We start from the raw sequence: 15,019 nt of genomic DNA on the forward strand, positions 1-15,019 counted from the left end.
GGTGTTACTGGATGCTCGGTCGGATCGGCGTGTCGGGGCAGGTCGGGCAGATGAAGATCCGGAGTTGGCTGTGGCGGCCCACCGAAATGCCGGTGGGTTCATGTGCGGCGATCCAGGCGGGATCGGTGCGGTCGGGCTGCAGGCCGGAGTCCTCGACCGGCAGCCACAGAAGGCCCATGGACTCGGTGGAGTCGATCGTCAGTAGCAGGTCCATGGAGGTGCCGCAGCCGGTGCAGTTCATCGGCTTGAGGTCGCTGACTGCCCAGTTCGGGTATCCGGCGACCTTCCAGCCCGGGGCCTGCGAGACCGCGTAGTAGTCGTATTCACCGTACTGGCGGCCCTGGTCGAATTCGTCGACCTGCCGGCCGAGCTCTTCGGGCAGTTCCTGCCACCAGGGGTACTCGACGATCTGCTCGGGATGCAGCACACATGGCCGCGGCAGGTAGATCTCCTTGTGGGCCGCGGCTGGGGGTGCCGCGGGCAGTGCTTCGGTGACGCTGCCGGATGCCCGCCAGCGGATCTGGACAGCCGGACCGAAGTCGTGGGCGTCGCCGTGCTCGTTGGGGCACCAGAGCACCTGAAGGGTGTCGGTTCCGGACGGGCAGCGCAGGTCGGGGATGTCGGTCGCGCGTAGTTGGGCCACCGGCACCAGCGGGGTCGGTTGGGTCACGGTCGTGGATCCGGCGATGTATGCGCGGTCGTCGGTGATGGCGAGACCGGCGAATCCGGGCGTCATCGCGGCGAGCTGCGCCATCACGGCGGGGCTCATGGACCTGTTCAGTTGCTCGGCGAGTTCCCGCGGGATCGGCGTCTCGGTGGGTACGACGTGCGGTTCGTGGCAGGTCGGCCACGGCTCGGCTGCGGGCCACAGCACCATGCCGCCGATGTGGCTGTCCCGGATGCCCGGATCGCCTGGACGGGGGTGCAGCCGCGTCGCGGTCTTCGCGAACGCGCTGATGCCGGGGAACAGTGCGGGAATGTCCAGCGGCCGTGCAGGCGAGGTCCGGGTCACGGCGGGGAGCATAACGGTGTTCCGTCGGCTGGTGTGGCCCCTGACCAGGACGGATGTCGTCCGCGCGAGGGCCCCCGCATCAGTGGGAGCAGTCCGCGGGGCACGGCACAGGCTTGTCGCGCGCTATCCCACTGCCGCCAGGAAATCCGAGTAGAACAGGCCCAGCCCGGCCGCCACGCAGACGCCTGCCACGATCCAGAACCGGACCACGATGTTGGTTTCGCTCCATCCGGCCAGCTCGAAGTGGTGGTGCAGCGGCACCATCCGGAAGACGCGTCTACCGGTGGTGCGGAACGAGACGATCTGGATCACCCAGGTCGTCACGATGATGACGAAGAGCCCGCCGATCACGACCGAGAGCAGCGTGGTGCGGGTTGCCACCGCGAGCCCGCCGATCAGGCCGCCGAGCCCGAGCGAGCCCACGTCACCCATGAAGATCCGCGCCGGGGACGTGTTCCACCACAGGAAGCCCACGCAGGCGGCGGCCGCCGCCGCCGCGATCATGGCGATCTCCAGGGGATCCCGGACCTGGTAGCAGTAGTCGTTCACGCGGGCGTACGCGTCGTCGGCGCACCAGTGCCGGTACTGCCAGAACCCGATCAGCGCATATGCGCCGAGCACCAGGATCGACGCGCCGGTGGCCAGGCCGTCGAGGCCGTCGGTGAGGTTCACGCCGTTCGACATCGCCGTGATCACGAAGATGAACATCAGCACCGAGCCGACCTTGCCCACGTCCAGCCAGCTGATGTCCCGGATGAACGAGAGGTGCTCGCTGGCCACGGTCTGGCCGTTGGTGCTGGCCACGTAGAGCGCGGCGATGCCGAACCCGCCGCCGACGATCGCCTGGCCCAGCAACTTGCCCTTGGCGGACAGTCCGTCGGAGTTGCGCCGACGTACCTTGAGGAAGTCGTCGAGGAAGCCGACCACGCCGCAGAAGACGAACAGTCCGAGCAGGACGAGGGCCGTCATGCTGGGCCGTTCCTGCGCGATCTGCCGTTTCGGCAGGGTGGTCAGGGCGATGTGTCCGGCGACGTAGGCGACGACGGTCGCCACGATGAACACGACACCCCCCATGACGGGGGTGCCCTTCTTGGCCAGATGGGCGGCCGGCCCGATGGACCGGATCGGCTGGCCGGCGTTGAGCGCGCCGAAGACGCGAATCGCCACCGGTGTGCCGAACAGGGAGACGATGAACGCGACCGCGGCCGCGACGATGACCGCCCTCACGGACGAGCCCCCACCGGATCCGGCTGCGCAGCCCGCTCGATTGTCGCCCGGTCCTTCGCGAGATCATCGATCACGGGACACGAGTTTGCCATCCGACAGCAAGCGGAGCAGCCCCGGACCGCACGGCGCCGTGGTTCTTCATTCGCCGACACGAATCCGGTGGATCGAACTCCATTTGCGGCGGTCAGGTAATGAGGTGGGCGGTGGAGAACGGCTCGTGACGTGCCCGCATGTCGGCATACGCGGTGACGTTCATGGGTGCCAGCACGACCTGGGACGCGGCGGAGAAAGCGATCGCGATGATCGATCCGGCGAGGAATGCTGCCCCTGCCGTCAGGTCCGTACTGAATGGGCCGAGCAGCGCGATCACAATGAGAACGAACGCCTGCTCCACAACGCTGATGGCAATGGTGAGGCCGATGATGGTGGCCAGGCGGGCGAGCGCGTCACCCGGCCGCGCGTGGAACAGCCGAAAACAGCGGGCGACAGCGCGACCTCGCTCCAGCAGCACCACGGTGGGCAGGATCAATACGACGGTCGACACGTAGTAGCCGGGCAGGATGCAGCAGACGAAGCCGGCCATGGTCAAGAGACCACCGAGCAACCCCCAACCGATGTACGCGGGAACGCGTGGCCCTGCGGTTCGCAGCGCGTGCCGGACCGACGGCGGCCGGCCGACCGCGGCCTGTACCACCAGGTGCAGCGTGGCCAGAGACGCGAGAAGACCGAGCAACCCGATCAGCACACCGATCGGAACCAGGTAATACAGCGACCGAACCAGCGGTCGCCAGTCGGGCTGGACCTCAGCCGATGGTTCGCTCAGGTGGGTGAAGGTGCTGGGGTGGAAGACGCTGGCCAGTACTCCGGCGACCACGATCGGCCCCGCCCACAGGAGTTGCACGAGAGCGGCCTGCCGCCAGACGGCCCTCAGGAGCCGGAAACTGCGGTTCCACCAGCCGTTGAAGTCCACGCTGACCAGCGGATCATCGGTAGTGGGGGAGAGCCCGGGAGGAAACGGCGTCGGAGGGGCGGGGTAGGCGAGCGGTGCCCGGTAAAAGACCCGATCGGCGGCCGGCCCTTGCTCGGGCGGCGGAGGACCCGGCAGGACCGGTGGCCGGATGTGCGGCGGCTGTCCGACCGGCGCCGGCGTGACGGGCCGGGGCGGCGCAGATGCGGGCTGCGAGAGGCCGGCCCACTCCGCGAAAGGCGACGGCGGTCTGATCGGACCGGGCGTGGACGTGTTGTCGAAAGAGCCCGGCTCGGATCCCGGCGCCTGGTCGGGGTGGTTGTCGGTCAACGTTGCCTCGTTCTGGATCGTGCATGCGGAAGCGACACGGTAGCGGCCACACGTGGTCGGGCACAGCCCCGTGGCATGGCACGCCCTGCGGCCGAGGCGCCGTGGGAGTGGCCTGCCACCGGACGACAGGCACCCGGCGCCGAAGGGCTGACGCCGATCCGAGCCCCGCTCACATATGCTGCCGCGGCACAACGGGGCTAGGGAGATTCAACGTGACGCTCAGGTACGGCACGATCGCTGTACGAATCGGGATGATCGCGGCCGCCGTGGCCACGAGCGTCGTGGCCGCGGCCTCGGCAGAGGCGGCACCGCCGGACCCGGCAGCGCCCGTGATCTCGGACATCGGTATCGCCGCCGGCGAGCGTGTCAACAAGACCGTCACCATCCGACCGGTGGTCTCTGACGACGTGGCGGTCACCAAGGTCGAGTTGCGCGTCAACCACCTCCTCGTGACCTCATCCCTGTCGGCGCCGTGGAGCCTCGTCTGGGACACGCGCGGCAGCGGGAACCAGGATGTCCTCGTCGAAGTCACCGCGCGCGACGGCGACGGCCACACGACGACTGCCACCACCACCGTCTTCGCGGACAACTCCGCCCCGACGGTCGACATCCCGTGGGCGGACATGACCACGCCGAGCCGGTTCAACAGCTTCACCGGCGTCGTACCGGTCACGTTCACGCCGCGCGGGACGAACGACCAGGACGTGGTGCGCGTGGTGTTGTCCATCGGAGCCACCGTCATCGGCACCACCACCGCGGCGCCGTGGAACGTCGACTGGGACACCACCGGCTATCAGGGCCCGGTCATCCTGTCCTGGTCCGCCTACGACGCCTTCGGCAACGTGCGCACCCTGACCACGCATGCCTGGGCCGACCATGCCGGCCCCCGAGTGAGCGCGGTCTTCACGCTGGTCGACGGCTACGTCAGCGCCCGCGACTCGGTCTATGTCGACGCGCAGGACCCCGCCTGGATCGGCAAGGTCGAGCTGCTCGTCAACGGCTCCGTGGCCAGCACCGACACCAGCGGGCAGTTCCCGCGGTACCTGCCCTGGGACCGGAGTGCGGCCAACGGCCCGGCCACCATGACGATCCGAGCGAGCGACGGCATCGGTAACGTCACCACGCTGACACGTACCGTGACCGTCGACAACGACGCGCCGGTGGTCACCGCGGCCCCGTCCGCCGGTGCCAAGGTGCGTGGCGTGTTCACCGCGCGCCTCACCGGCATCAAGGACGCCACCGGCCCCGTCTACCTGCTGGTGCGACTGGACGACGGCACCCGCTACTTCACCGGCAGGGCGCCGTGGTCGCTGAGGGTCGACACCAGGACCTACTCCGACGGCCCGCACACGCTGTCGTTCGACGTCCGCGACAAGGCCAACAACCAGACCCTGGTGCGCCGGTCCGTGACCGTCGACAACACCGCACCGTCGCTGCGCATCACCAACGCTCCGAAGAACAAGAGCAGGCTTCACCGTACGGTCAGGATCACGGCGAGCGCACACGACGCCTACGGCGTGAACCGGGTGGAATTGCTGGTCAACGGCAAGGTCGTGGCCACCGACCGGACGTCCGGCTACGCATTCTCGCTCGCGCCACGCGCCCGGTACGGCAAGACGTTCACCCTGCAGCTGCGCGCCTACGACCAGGCCGGCAACGTCCGCTACAGCAGCGAGCGCACGTACCGCCGCTGACCCGGACCATCGGATATCGGCGCCTCGGGTCAGCTCGACCCACAGCCTGGACTGATCGGGGGGCGTCCAGGACCGACGCGCACGAGCGGCTACGGCGGCGCGCAGCCGCGTAGGCGACGATGAGGGGATGACCCCGTACTCCGGAAGAGAGATCGCCGAACAGGGCCTCGACGGATGGGTGTACCTGCCCGGCGGCCTGCAGACCCGCATCGCCACCCCGGATTTCGCGGCGGGCGTCGAGCTCGTCGCGGCGATCGGCGCGGTGACCGCCACGGAACCGCACCATCCCAACGTGGATCTTCGTGCCACCCACGTCGATATCCGCCTGACCTGCTACGACACCAAGGGAGTGACCGACCGGGACATCCGGCTGGCGCGTGCGGTCTCCGCCGTCGCAGCTGACGCCGGCCTGGCCACCGCCCGCACCGGCGTCTCGCGGGTGGAGTGGGCGCTGGACAGCCCGCAATACACCGCGGTGCTCCCGTTCTGGGCGGCCGTGCTCGCGGGGGAGCCGGACGGCAACGAGGTGCGCGACCCGGCCGACGCGTTGCCCGCGATCTGGTTCCAGAAATCCGGCCACGACGAGCCCCGGCAGCGCTGGCACCCCGACATCTGGGTGGATCCGGCAGACGTCCAGCCCCGGATCGACGCCGCCCTGGCCGCCGGCGGGACGCTGGTCAGCGACGCCGAGGCGCCAAGCTTCTGGGTGCTCGCGGACCCGGAGGGCAACAAGGTCTGCCTCTGCACCTGGCAGGACCGGGGCGACCTCGTCGACTTCTGACACCGGAGCACGCCGGGAGCGAGGCACCGTTGGGCGGAGTCGGAGCATGATGCAGAGGATCTATGCATAGAAGTTTGCATAGCTTTTCTGCATCGATAGCATGGGGCACATGGAACCCTCTACGAACGCGTTGGTGGCAAGCCCCGAACTGATGCGTCTGATCGCCCATCCCCTGCGCATGCGGATCGTGGGATCCCTACGCATGGACGGGGCGGCGACGTCCGCGATCCTGGCGCGCCGGCTCGGCACCGACAGCGGGCAGACGAGTCACCACCTGCGGTTGCTGGCCCGGCACGGCCTGGTGGAAGAGGCCACCGAGCTCGGCAAGGGTGCACACGGCCGGGAGCGTTGGTGGAAGGCGGTGCACGACTCGACCTTCTGGGCCAGCGCCGGGGTGGGTGGCGCCGAGGCGATGATGGCCGTGCAGAAGACCGCCCGCGCTGTCTGGGACCAGGCGATCGACACGTTCCACGAGCAGGTCGCCACGCAGCAGTGGAACGCCGCCTGGCAGCAGGCCGCCGCGAGCTCCGACTACGTGGTCCGGACGACTCCCGAACGGCTGGAGCGCCTGTGCACCGACATCGAGCGGCTGATCCGTGAGGCCGACATCGGCGACACGGCCGAGGCCGACGCGGAGAAGGTGCTGGTGGTCCTGCACACGTACCCGCATCGGGAGGCGCGGTGACCGCGCTGTGGCGCAACCGTGAGTTCACTCTGCTGTGGACCTCGCAGTCGCTGTCCGACCTCGGGACAGGCGTCGCTTCCCTGGCATTCTCGCTGCTCGTGCTGGTGGAGACCGGTTCCGCGGTCCGCGCCGGCCTGGTCGGCACCCTCTCGATGGTGGCGCGGCTGGTGATCCGGCTGCCGGGCGGCGTGCTCGTCGACCGGTGCGACCGCCGCCGGGTGATGGTGGTCTGCGACAGTCTGCGCCTGGCCGCGTTCGCCGTGCTGACCCTGGCGGTCTTCTCCGGTCAGGTCGGCCTGCCGTTGATTCTCGTCGTCACACTGATCGACTCCTCCGCGGGCGCGGTGTTCGGCGCGGCGGAGGACGCGGCGCTGCGCAGCATCGTGCCCATCGAGCAGGTGCCGGCCGCGGTGGCGCGCAACGAGGCCCGCTCGTACGGGACCTCGCTGGCCGGACCGCCGCTGGGTGGGTTCCTGTTCGGGCTGGGCCACGCCGTCCCGTTCCTGAGCAACGCGATCTCGTACCTGGTGTCGGTCGTGGCGGTGCTGCGGATCCGCAAGCCGCTGCAGGGGGAGCGGGAGGAACAGTCACAGCCGTACGGTGCGGCGCTTGCCGAAGGGATCGGCTTCGTTTTTGCCCACCCGTTTCTGCGCGCACTGCTGCTGATCGCCGCGCCCCTCAACTTCGCCATCGGGGGCGTGCTGTTCACCGTCGTCGTGGCGCTGCAGCAGAACGGGACGCCACCAGCGGTCATCGGCCTGACCGAAACGATCGTCGCGGTCGGCGGTCTGCTGGGCGCCGTCGCCGCGCCGGCCCTGCAGAGCCGGCTCAGTGTGCCCAGTCTCGTCCGGGGCATCTGCTGGGCGGCGGCCGTGCTGGTCGCCGGCTCCGCGTTGCTGATCTCGAACATCGGGGCGGCCGTGCCGCTGGGACTCGCTGTCTTCCTCGGCCCCGCGTGCACCGCGGCGCTGTTCGGGTATCAGGCCGCCGTCACGCCGGACCGCCTGCAGGGAAGGGTGATCAGCATCGTCATGGTGGCAGCGACCTCGATGGCCGCCCTCGCGCCGGTCGTCGGCGGCGTCCTCCTGTCCTCCTCGTCGCCATCCACCGCCGTGCTGGTCTTCGCGGCCTCGGTCGTGGTGTCCGCGCTGACCGCAACGTTCAGCACCGGCATACGGGGGGTCGAGGAGATCGACCTGCCCGGTCCGGTCATCCCGCCTGCCGGCGTGGCCGAATAGTCCACACACGCTTGCTCACAGACCGAAGGCGCCGCCCTCGACGAGGATGAGCAGGCCGATGCCGATCAGGACGACCGGCAGCACGATGTGTCCCCATCGGCTGAGCGCCCCGGCGATCACCGGCCGGGTGGCGAAGAACCGGCCGGCCGCGACCCAGACACCCACCATGATGAGGAACACGGTCACGTAGACGGCCATGCCGCCCGCGCCCGCCGTGGCGAAGACGGGAACGTAGACACCGAGGTTGTCGCCGCCGTTGGCGAAGGTCACCGCGGCGACCTCCAGGACCCGCGGACCGCCGGCGGCGGTCCTGACCTGCGCCTCGCCGTCACCACGGTGTCTCCAGGCATGGAGAGCCGCCTTGATTCCGAGGGCGAGCGGAAGCAGACCGAGGTAGGGAATGGCGCGCTCCGGCAGGAAGGTCGCGCCGAACGCTGCCGCTACGGCGACGACCAGGATCGCGGCGAAGCCGAGATACTGGCCGAGGGTGATGGTCCGGGTGGTGTGCCTCCCCCCAGCACCCCGGGCGAAGAACAGTGCCAACACCACGATGTCGTCGAGGTTGGTGACAGCGAACAAGCCGACCGCCTGGCCGACGATGCCGAGATTCATCGTCGCACCCCGACGGCTGTGTCACCGGGACGATCGAGGGCTGGCATCAGGATCGCATCGCTGTCCATCGTCCTGTCCGCTCCGATGGTCAGGCCGCCTGGTCGGCCGGCATCCCGGGGAAGCCGTCCGGGGTGACCCAGGCGTAGCCGCCGACAATCTCGCGACCGATCGAGAGAGCATTGCGGAGCGAAGCCGCATTGGACGGGTGGATCGTTCCCCACACCACGTCACTGTCGTGGGCGTCGAGCTGATCCACCAGCCGCTGCACAGTCCCTGACGCGAGGCGCAGGCCCCGGTGGGACGCGTCCAGGCACAGTTCCTGGACGGAGAATCCGCGCATTGCGTGCGCGTCGTCACGCAGCGCTGCCACGACGCCGGCGGGTGCGCCGTCGACGAGAACCTCGAAGAGGAGCCCCGCGTCGGCGCTCTCGGTCAGGGAGTCGACGTTTTCGGGGGTCGCCCACATCGGGAGCTGTGGCTGCTGCTCCGCGAGCTCGTCGTAGATGGCTGACACCCGCTGGGCCAGCCGCTGCGGATCTCCGGCGCGCAGGTGCACCCTCCCGTACGAGGATGCCCGTGGATGGGCCTTGAGCTGCGTGACCAGCCCCGCCACGACGTGCATGTCGACGGCGCAGTGCGGACCGAACCGAGGGTCGCGCGACAGCTGAGGGACCAGTTGCGACGCGTCCGGTACGGCCACCCGCAGGCACAACGGTCCGAAATCCCGATACGCCGGCGCGACGGCCGCAGCGACGACGGACAGGCCGTCGGGTGTGGGGGCGACACTCGCGGCGACCACGTCGACGAAGGGCCGGTTGAGGTCACGTCCGCGGAAGCGGATCCCGGTGACCGCCCAGCCACCTCCGGGCAGTTCGAGGCGGCGGTTCGCCCAGTCGAGCGGGTCGGTGGGGCCGTCCTTCCCCACGCCGTCGCGGTATTCGCCGCCGAAGTCCGCGTTGCCCGTCCGGTCGGCCTCGGCGGCCAGGGCATCCCGCAACTGCTGCCGTAGGTCGGATCCGGAATACCAGGACGCGATGACGGAGGAGGTCCACCCGAGGCGCGCTTCGACGATCTCGTTCAACAGAGTCTGCACCGGCCCACCCTCACTGACCCGACACCACCGCGCAACGACATTCGCATCACGCCGCCGGCTCGGACGTCGGCCGCCACTCCCGCCTGAGCAGCCCGTACACCCACGAGTCCGAGACCTCGCCGTTGACGATGCAGTCTTGCCGCAACGTGCCCTCCCGTACGAATCCGAGCTTCTCCAGGACGCGGGCGGATGCCGCATTGCGGGTATCGGTCTCGGCCTGGACCCGATTCAGGTCCAGCGTGTCGAATGCCCACTGCAGCAGGCCGCGCCCGGCCTCCGTCGCGTAGCCGTGGCCCCATGCCGCATCGTCGAAGCAATAGCCCATCGACGCACTCCGGTAATCCGGGTTCCACCGGGTCAGACTGCACCAACCGATGAACACCCCGTCGGACACACGGTCCACGGCCAGCCGTGCCCCGGTGCCCTCCTCCGCCATCGTCCGGCAGGCCCTGATGAACCGCTCGGCGCGTGCCCGTTCGCTCCAGGGTGGCGCGTCCCAGTAGCGCAGCACGTGGGCGCTGCTGTGCAGCGCGAACAGGGCGTTCGCGTCCGTGTCGTCGAAGGGACGCAGTCGCAGGCGAGCGGTGTGCAGCGTGGGGGTATCCAGGGACATAGGTGTCATGGTGCCTCTCCGGTGGGATGGACCGGCGCGAAATGCGGACACGCGAGGACGGGTGGGATCAGGTCCGGTAGCGAATGCCGGATCCGGGCCTGCGGGAGGCCGGGCAGGAAGAGACCGATCTCACGATCCGGCCGGATTTCTTTGCGGCTCCGCGATTTCCGTGGCTACCGTCGCCCGAGTCCGCCAACGCGGGCCCCGCGGGCGGTAACGCCGAATCCAAGCCGCCGCTCTTCGGGTATTCCTCAACCAGGCCTGGAGCGGGGGACCCACACGTTCCTCGGCGCGCTACCGCGCGCCTCGGGGTGAAGCCGCACACTGTGGCCGGGCACCTCAGCCCGAACCCGACAGCTGACCTCGCAGGCGTGGAGGTTTCTCTGTCATGGCACAGTTCCGAAAGCCCACCCGTCTGGTGCTGGGCGCGATCGCGGCCGGTGTCACCGGCACCGTGGCCCTGCTCGGCCCGGCCGCTCCGGCGTCCGCATCCAGCGTCAACTGGGACGCCATCGCGCACTGCGAGTCCGGCGGCAGGTGGCACATCAACACCGGCAACGGCTACTACGGCGGGCTGCAGTTCAGCCGCTCTACCTGGGCCGGACACGGCGGCACCAAGTACGCCCGGACGGCCGACAAGGCCAGCCGGGCGCAGCAGATCGCGGTCGCCGAGCGGGTGCTGCGTGCCCAGGGCATCCGCGCGTGGCCGGTGTGCGGCGCCAAGGCCGGTTCGCCGAAGCATCATCGTGCCGCCGCGCACAAGGCACGCACGACGCACCGCGCACACGACGCCCATCGCGCCGGGCGGGTTCATGTCGTACGCGCCGGCGAGACGCTGGCGTCGATCGCCGAGCAGCACCACGTCAAGGGCGGCTGGCGCACGCTGTTCCGGCTGAATCGGGGTGCCCTGCACGGCAACCCGAACCTGATCCGGCCGGGCCAGCGCCTGGCCCTGTGAACCGTGGACGGCCGCCCCGGCGCACCTGACCGGGGCGGCCGTCCATCTCACTGACGGGTTGCTGCGACCGCGCCCGCGATCAGAACACCCGATATCTCCTCATCACCGACATCCGTGGTCAGTACGGCCGAGCGGGCGGGGCGGGGTGCGCCGGCACCGACGCGAATCCGTCACGCGAGGGGGCAGTCACCTCGGTGACGTCCGTCTATTCTGTACGCACTGGCATCGGTCCGTCACGAGGAGATCATGTGGCCGAACGCGCTGCGCACGGGTCGACGGATCGCTCCCACTCCACCACGGGCGGGACGGTGACGGTCGAGTTGGGAGAGTTGGCGCAGGCGGCGGTGCTGGCCGTCGCGCCGGACCAGATCGACCTGTTGACGGCGGCCACGGCACGGTGGGATGCCGGAGCCGGGCAGAAGGGTCCAGGGTGGACCGGGGGATCGGTCGGGTCCGGAATCGAACCGGTGTTGCTCGCCGAGGTGGTGGGCCCGGTCCTGCTCGGTGCCTCGGCGGAGGTGCTGGGCGCCGCGACCGTCGCGGCGTGGCGCTCCCGGCGCGGGTGGTTCCGGCGCGGGTGGTTCCGGCGCGGGTGGTTCCGGCGGCGCCGACGGCCTGCGGATCCCGGCCCGCGCACGCGGGTGACGCTCGACGCGGACCAGGTGGACGCCCTGCGCTCAGCGTGCATTCGGCACGGGACGACGCTCGGGCTCAACCCGGCGGAGGCGACGATGCTCGCCGACGCCGTACACGGTGCCCTGTGCCAAGCATTGGCGGATGCCGACCACGTCGATGAGTAGCACGGCCGCGATCCCGCGGCCATCGCCCGCCGTCACCGGTTCGGCGGCGGTCGCGGCGCCCCGCCGCCTCGCATCCATGTACGTGCTGGTGGCGGCCGCGCTGATGCTGTTGGGTGGCGGTGCCGCGGCGGCGTTGCGCGACTCGTACAGCGCGCGGTACCCGGCCGCCGCAATCCGCTGCCTGAGCGAGCAGGGGATCGACCAGGCGGCCCTGCAGCGGCTCGACTCGCCGGGGCAGCGGAGCCCCGAGATCCGGGAGCGGATTCGCGTCTGTACCGCGCCGAACGCTCGCGGCCAGAGTCTCTTCATGCTGGCCGGCGGCGTGCTGCTGCCGGTGGTTGCCGTGCTGCTGATGGTCGGTGGCGCGGTGCTGGTGCGGTGGCGGCTGGCGCGCGATGCGGTTCCCGCGGCGCGCACCGCCGCGGCCGGGTCGGCAGTGGAACGCTTCGAGGCCTGGTGCGACCTGCTCGGCCTCACCGGACGGCGGCGACCCCGGCTCGTTCTCGTCGCACCGTACGCGTCAGGGCGGCAGGCGTTCACCACCGGCCTGCCGTTCGCGGCGCCCCGGGTCGTCCTGCCGCTCGGTCACGCGTACCTGGAGCCTGCCCGGTTCGACGTGCTGGTGCTGCACGAACTCGCCCACGTGCGGTCCCGGGACGTGTCCTGGGCCGCGGCGGTGTGGTGGACCGGTTGGCTGAGCGTGCCGGTCCTGCTCGTGGCGCTGAGCCCGCTGGCGCGGTGGCCCCGGCAGCGGTGGGGGCTGCTGGCCGAATACCTGCCGTCGGTCGTGCTGGCGGTCGCGCTGTCCGTGATCGTGCTCGGCTTGCGCGCGGCACTGCTGCGCCGCCGGGAATTCGCGGCGGACCGCTACGCGCGGGAGGTCCTCGGCGACCCCGACGCGCTGCGCGGCGTGCTCGGCGCGTCCGCCGGCACCGTCTCGGCGGACGCCGTCCCGGCCGACATCGCCCGGCGGCTGGGGGGTTGGCTCCGGACGGTACGGGCGGTACACCCGCCGCCGTCGGTACGGGCCGGGCTCGATCCGACCGCATCGGAGGAGTGGGAGGGCGGTTTCGCCGTCAGCGCCGTCACCGCGGTGCTGGCGATGCTGACCGTACAGGCCGTCTACATCGCCCTCTCGCTCCCCGGCCAGGTGTGGAACACCCGGCTGCCGCTGAACCTCGCCGCGGCCGCCGGGAGTCTGCTGTGGGCCGGTGTGATGGTTCCGGCGTGGCGGCGCCGAGCGCGACAGGCCACGGTGGCGGGCGGCGCGCCGACCTGGTCGGGGCCGGTGGCCGGCGTGGTGCTCGGCATGGTCGCGGGGTTCCTGATCCAGGTTCCCGGACAGGCGACGAGGATGCGCCTCGGGGTCTGGCAATCCCAGTTCGCCCACCATCTCGTTCTCCCGGCCGGGACCGTGGCCGTGGTCACGGCGAGCGTGGCGGCCCTGACCGCCGGGCTGGCCGTCACGGCGGACCGGGCCGGCCGGAGGGTGGCGGCGGTTGTCACGAGCGCGGCGGCGTGGACCGCCGCGTTCACCGCGTCCATCCTGGTCCTGGTCGGATACGTGCAGGACGGCGACCCGGGTCGCATCCGAACCATGCTGGTGGGTGCCGGTCTGTGGGAATGGCGGTGGGCGCCGCCGCTCGTGCTGGTCGGCTGTGGACTCGCCGCGCTCCGCCGCCGTGCCTTGGCCGCGCCGGTCGCGGTGGGGGTGATCGGTGTCGCGGCGGTGACCGGCGGAGCCGCCGCCGGACTGACCTGGCAACTCCGAATCGGCTCCGCAGACTCCGATGACCTGCTGTTCGTACTGATCAGTCAGCGATCCCTGATCTGCGCCCTCGCCGGATGGGTGGTCCTGGCGGTGCTGCTGTCCGCGCGCCGGGGTGGGACCGCCACGCCCGGCCCCGTGGTGCCCGCCATCCCCGGCGCGCTGGCCGGCGGGTTCGTCGCCGCGGCCCTGGCCGGTGCGGTCACGTTCGGGATCGCCGCCGCCGGTGGCCGCGGGCGCAGCGTCGACGTGCTGCTCGACGCGGTCGGCTGGCCGGTGTGGCAGCTGTTCGTCGCGGCCGTGCTGACCCTGCCGGCGCTGCTGGCCGGAGTGCGGCTCGCGGACCGGTATCGGCGCCGGGCGCAGCGACCGGTCACCGGCCGCGTCGCCGCGCTCACCACGGGCGTGCTCGTCGGGCTCCTCAGCGTGGCGTTGGTCGGCGGCGCCCTGCCGCCGCTGGCGGTCGGCCGGCACGACTGGCCGGACTACCTGGCCACCCTCGACACGGCGCCGGGCCGCGCCCCGGCCGCCGTTCCCGTGGTCCCGTCCGTGCCCGCTGCCGAGTCCGGCGGTGGCGACCCGGGCCGTCCCCTCGACGACACCGCGGCAACCGCGGCGTTGGCCGTCGCGGAGCGGCTGCTGCCGGTCGGGCATCGGCGCGTCGAAACCCACTCCGGGGATGGTGGCACGGTCCCGGACGTGTCGCCGGAGACGTGCCGCGCGGCGCTCGTCCGGCATGCGGGCGCGGAGCGTGCACGGCCCCGCGCCGGGGACGCCGTGCAGCAGTACACGACGTCCGTGGGGCCGTACCCGGAGATGACGGTCACCCTCGGCATCACGTCGTACGTGACGCCGGTCCGCGACTTCCGGCTCGATCAGGAGATGGCCGACCGATGCCGGCACCTCACCATCCCGTCGCCGGTCAGTGACACCGGCGTGATGGAGGGCGGATACGTGGTGGGGACCGCCCCTGCCGTGCCGTGTCCGGCGTACCGCACCGAGTTCACCCTCACCGGCCGGGTCCGCACCCTGGCGGTGGTGTCGACCGTCCTGTCGGAGCGGGTACTCGTCGGGCACAACGTCGTGTCCGTCGACATCCTGATCGGCAGTTCCGGCGCGCCGCCGTCGGCGGAGGTGATCGGCTACCGCGACCGGCTCGGCGAGGCGCTCCTGATCGGGGCCGTCAATGGCCTCCGGCGCGACCGATGACCGCTCCTCCCGGAGAGGTCATGCGGCCGCGT

The 15,019-nt window shown here is 70.9% G+C and carries 13 protein-coding genes and 1 riboswitch; of the genes, 7 read left to right on the forward strand and 6 right to left on the reverse strand.

Features of this window, described 5'->3' with window-relative positions:
- Positions 1–4 precede the first annotated feature (4 nt).
- From ACMCNN_RS10850 to ACMCNN_RS10860, 3 genes are all read right to left on the reverse strand, one after another.
- Positions 5–1,012 (reverse strand): hypothetical protein, encoded by a 1,008-nt coding sequence (locus ACMCNN_RS10850; RefSeq protein WP_412746047.1) that lies wholly within the window; start codon positions 1,010–1,012, stop codon positions 5–7.
- Positions 1,013–1,135: 123 nt separating this feature from the next.
- Positions 1,136–2,239 carry a phospho-N-acetylmuramoyl-pentapeptide-transferase gene (gene mraY / locus ACMCNN_RS10855; RefSeq protein WP_412746048.1) on the reverse strand — a complete coding sequence of 368 codons (1,104 nt, stop codon included), beginning with the start codon at positions 2,237–2,239 and terminating at the stop codon, positions 1,136–1,138.
- Positions 2,240–2,423: 184 nt separating this feature from the next.
- Positions 2,424–3,536, reverse strand: coding sequence for a hypothetical protein (locus ACMCNN_RS10860; RefSeq protein ID WP_412746049.1), 1,113 nt, complete (start codon positions 3,534–3,536; stop codon positions 2,424–2,426).
- A gap of 212 nt (positions 3,537–3,748) precedes the next feature.
- On the opposite strand from ACMCNN_RS10860, the gene ACMCNN_RS10865 reads away from it, so the two are divergent.
- The 4 genes from ACMCNN_RS10865 to ACMCNN_RS10880 all read left to right on the forward strand — a co-directional run bounded on the left by ACMCNN_RS10865 (position 3,749) and on the right by ACMCNN_RS10880 (position 7,934).
- Positions 3,749–5,230 (forward strand): Ig-like domain-containing protein, encoded by a 1,482-nt coding sequence (locus ACMCNN_RS10865; RefSeq protein WP_412746050.1) that lies wholly within the window; start codon positions 3,749–3,751, stop codon positions 5,228–5,230.
- A 127-nt stretch (positions 5,231–5,357) separates the two neighbouring features.
- Entirely contained in the window at positions 5,358–6,011 is a 654-nt protein-coding gene (locus ACMCNN_RS10870; protein WP_412746051.1) for a VOC family protein, read from the forward strand.
- 109 nt (positions 6,012–6,120) lie between these two features.
- Complete coding sequence (locus ACMCNN_RS10875) at positions 6,121–6,696, forward strand: helix-turn-helix domain-containing protein (RefSeq protein WP_412746052.1); 576 nt, start codon at positions 6,121–6,123, stop codon at positions 6,694–6,696.
- Complete coding sequence (locus ACMCNN_RS10880; RefSeq protein WP_412746053.1) at positions 6,693–7,934, forward strand: MFS transporter; 1,242 nt, start codon at positions 6,693–6,695, stop codon at positions 7,932–7,934. Before ACMCNN_RS10875 ends, ACMCNN_RS10880 begins: the two co-directional genes overlap by 4 nt.
- Before the next feature lie 15 nt (positions 7,935–7,949).
- On the opposite strand, the gene ACMCNN_RS10885 is transcribed toward ACMCNN_RS10880, so the two are convergent.
- The 3 genes from ACMCNN_RS10885 to ACMCNN_RS10895 form a co-directional block, all read right to left on the reverse strand.
- Entirely contained in the window at positions 7,950–8,546 is a 597-nt protein-coding gene (locus ACMCNN_RS10885) for a cadmium resistance transporter (RefSeq protein ID WP_412746054.1), read from the reverse strand.
- A gap of 88 nt (positions 8,547–8,634) precedes the next feature.
- Positions 8,635–9,639 (reverse strand): hypothetical protein, encoded by a 1,005-nt coding sequence (locus ACMCNN_RS10890; RefSeq protein ID WP_412746055.1) that lies wholly within the window; start codon positions 9,637–9,639, stop codon positions 8,635–8,637.
- A gap of 46 nt (positions 9,640–9,685) precedes the next feature.
- Positions 9,686–10,252 (reverse strand): GNAT family N-acetyltransferase, encoded by a 567-nt coding sequence (locus tag ACMCNN_RS10895; RefSeq protein ID WP_412746056.1) that lies wholly within the window; start codon positions 10,250–10,252, stop codon positions 9,686–9,688.
- A gap of 207 nt (positions 10,253–10,459) precedes the next feature.
- Positions 10,460–10,639, forward strand: a riboswitch (cyclic di-AMP (ydaO/yuaA leader).
- 1 nt (position 10,640) lies between these two features.
- Between ACMCNN_RS10895 and ACMCNN_RS10900 the strand changes: the two genes are divergently transcribed.
- The 3 genes from ACMCNN_RS10900 to ACMCNN_RS10910 all read left to right on the forward strand — a co-directional run bounded on the left by ACMCNN_RS10900 (position 10,641) and on the right by ACMCNN_RS10910 (position 14,987).
- Positions 10,641–11,210, forward strand: a complete 570-nt coding sequence (locus tag ACMCNN_RS10900) for a transglycosylase family protein (RefSeq protein ID WP_412746057.1) — start codon at positions 10,641–10,643, stop codon at positions 11,208–11,210.
- A gap of 248 nt (positions 11,211–11,458) precedes the next feature.
- Positions 11,459–12,010, forward strand: coding sequence for a hypothetical protein (locus ACMCNN_RS10905; RefSeq protein WP_412746058.1), 552 nt, complete (start codon positions 11,459–11,461; stop codon positions 12,008–12,010).
- On the forward strand, positions 11,988–14,987 hold the full coding sequence (locus ACMCNN_RS10910; RefSeq protein ID WP_412746059.1) for a hypothetical protein: 3,000 nt from the start codon (positions 11,988–11,990) through the stop codon (positions 14,985–14,987). The genes ACMCNN_RS10905 and ACMCNN_RS10910 overlap by 23 nt, the downstream gene beginning before the upstream one ends.
- Positions 14,988–15,019 lie beyond the last annotated feature (32 nt).

The sequence above is a fragment of the Krasilnikovia sp. MM14-A1004 genome, assembly GCF_047159485.1.
Classification (GTDB): Bacteria; Actinomycetota; Actinomycetes; order Mycobacteriales; family Micromonosporaceae; genus Actinoplanes.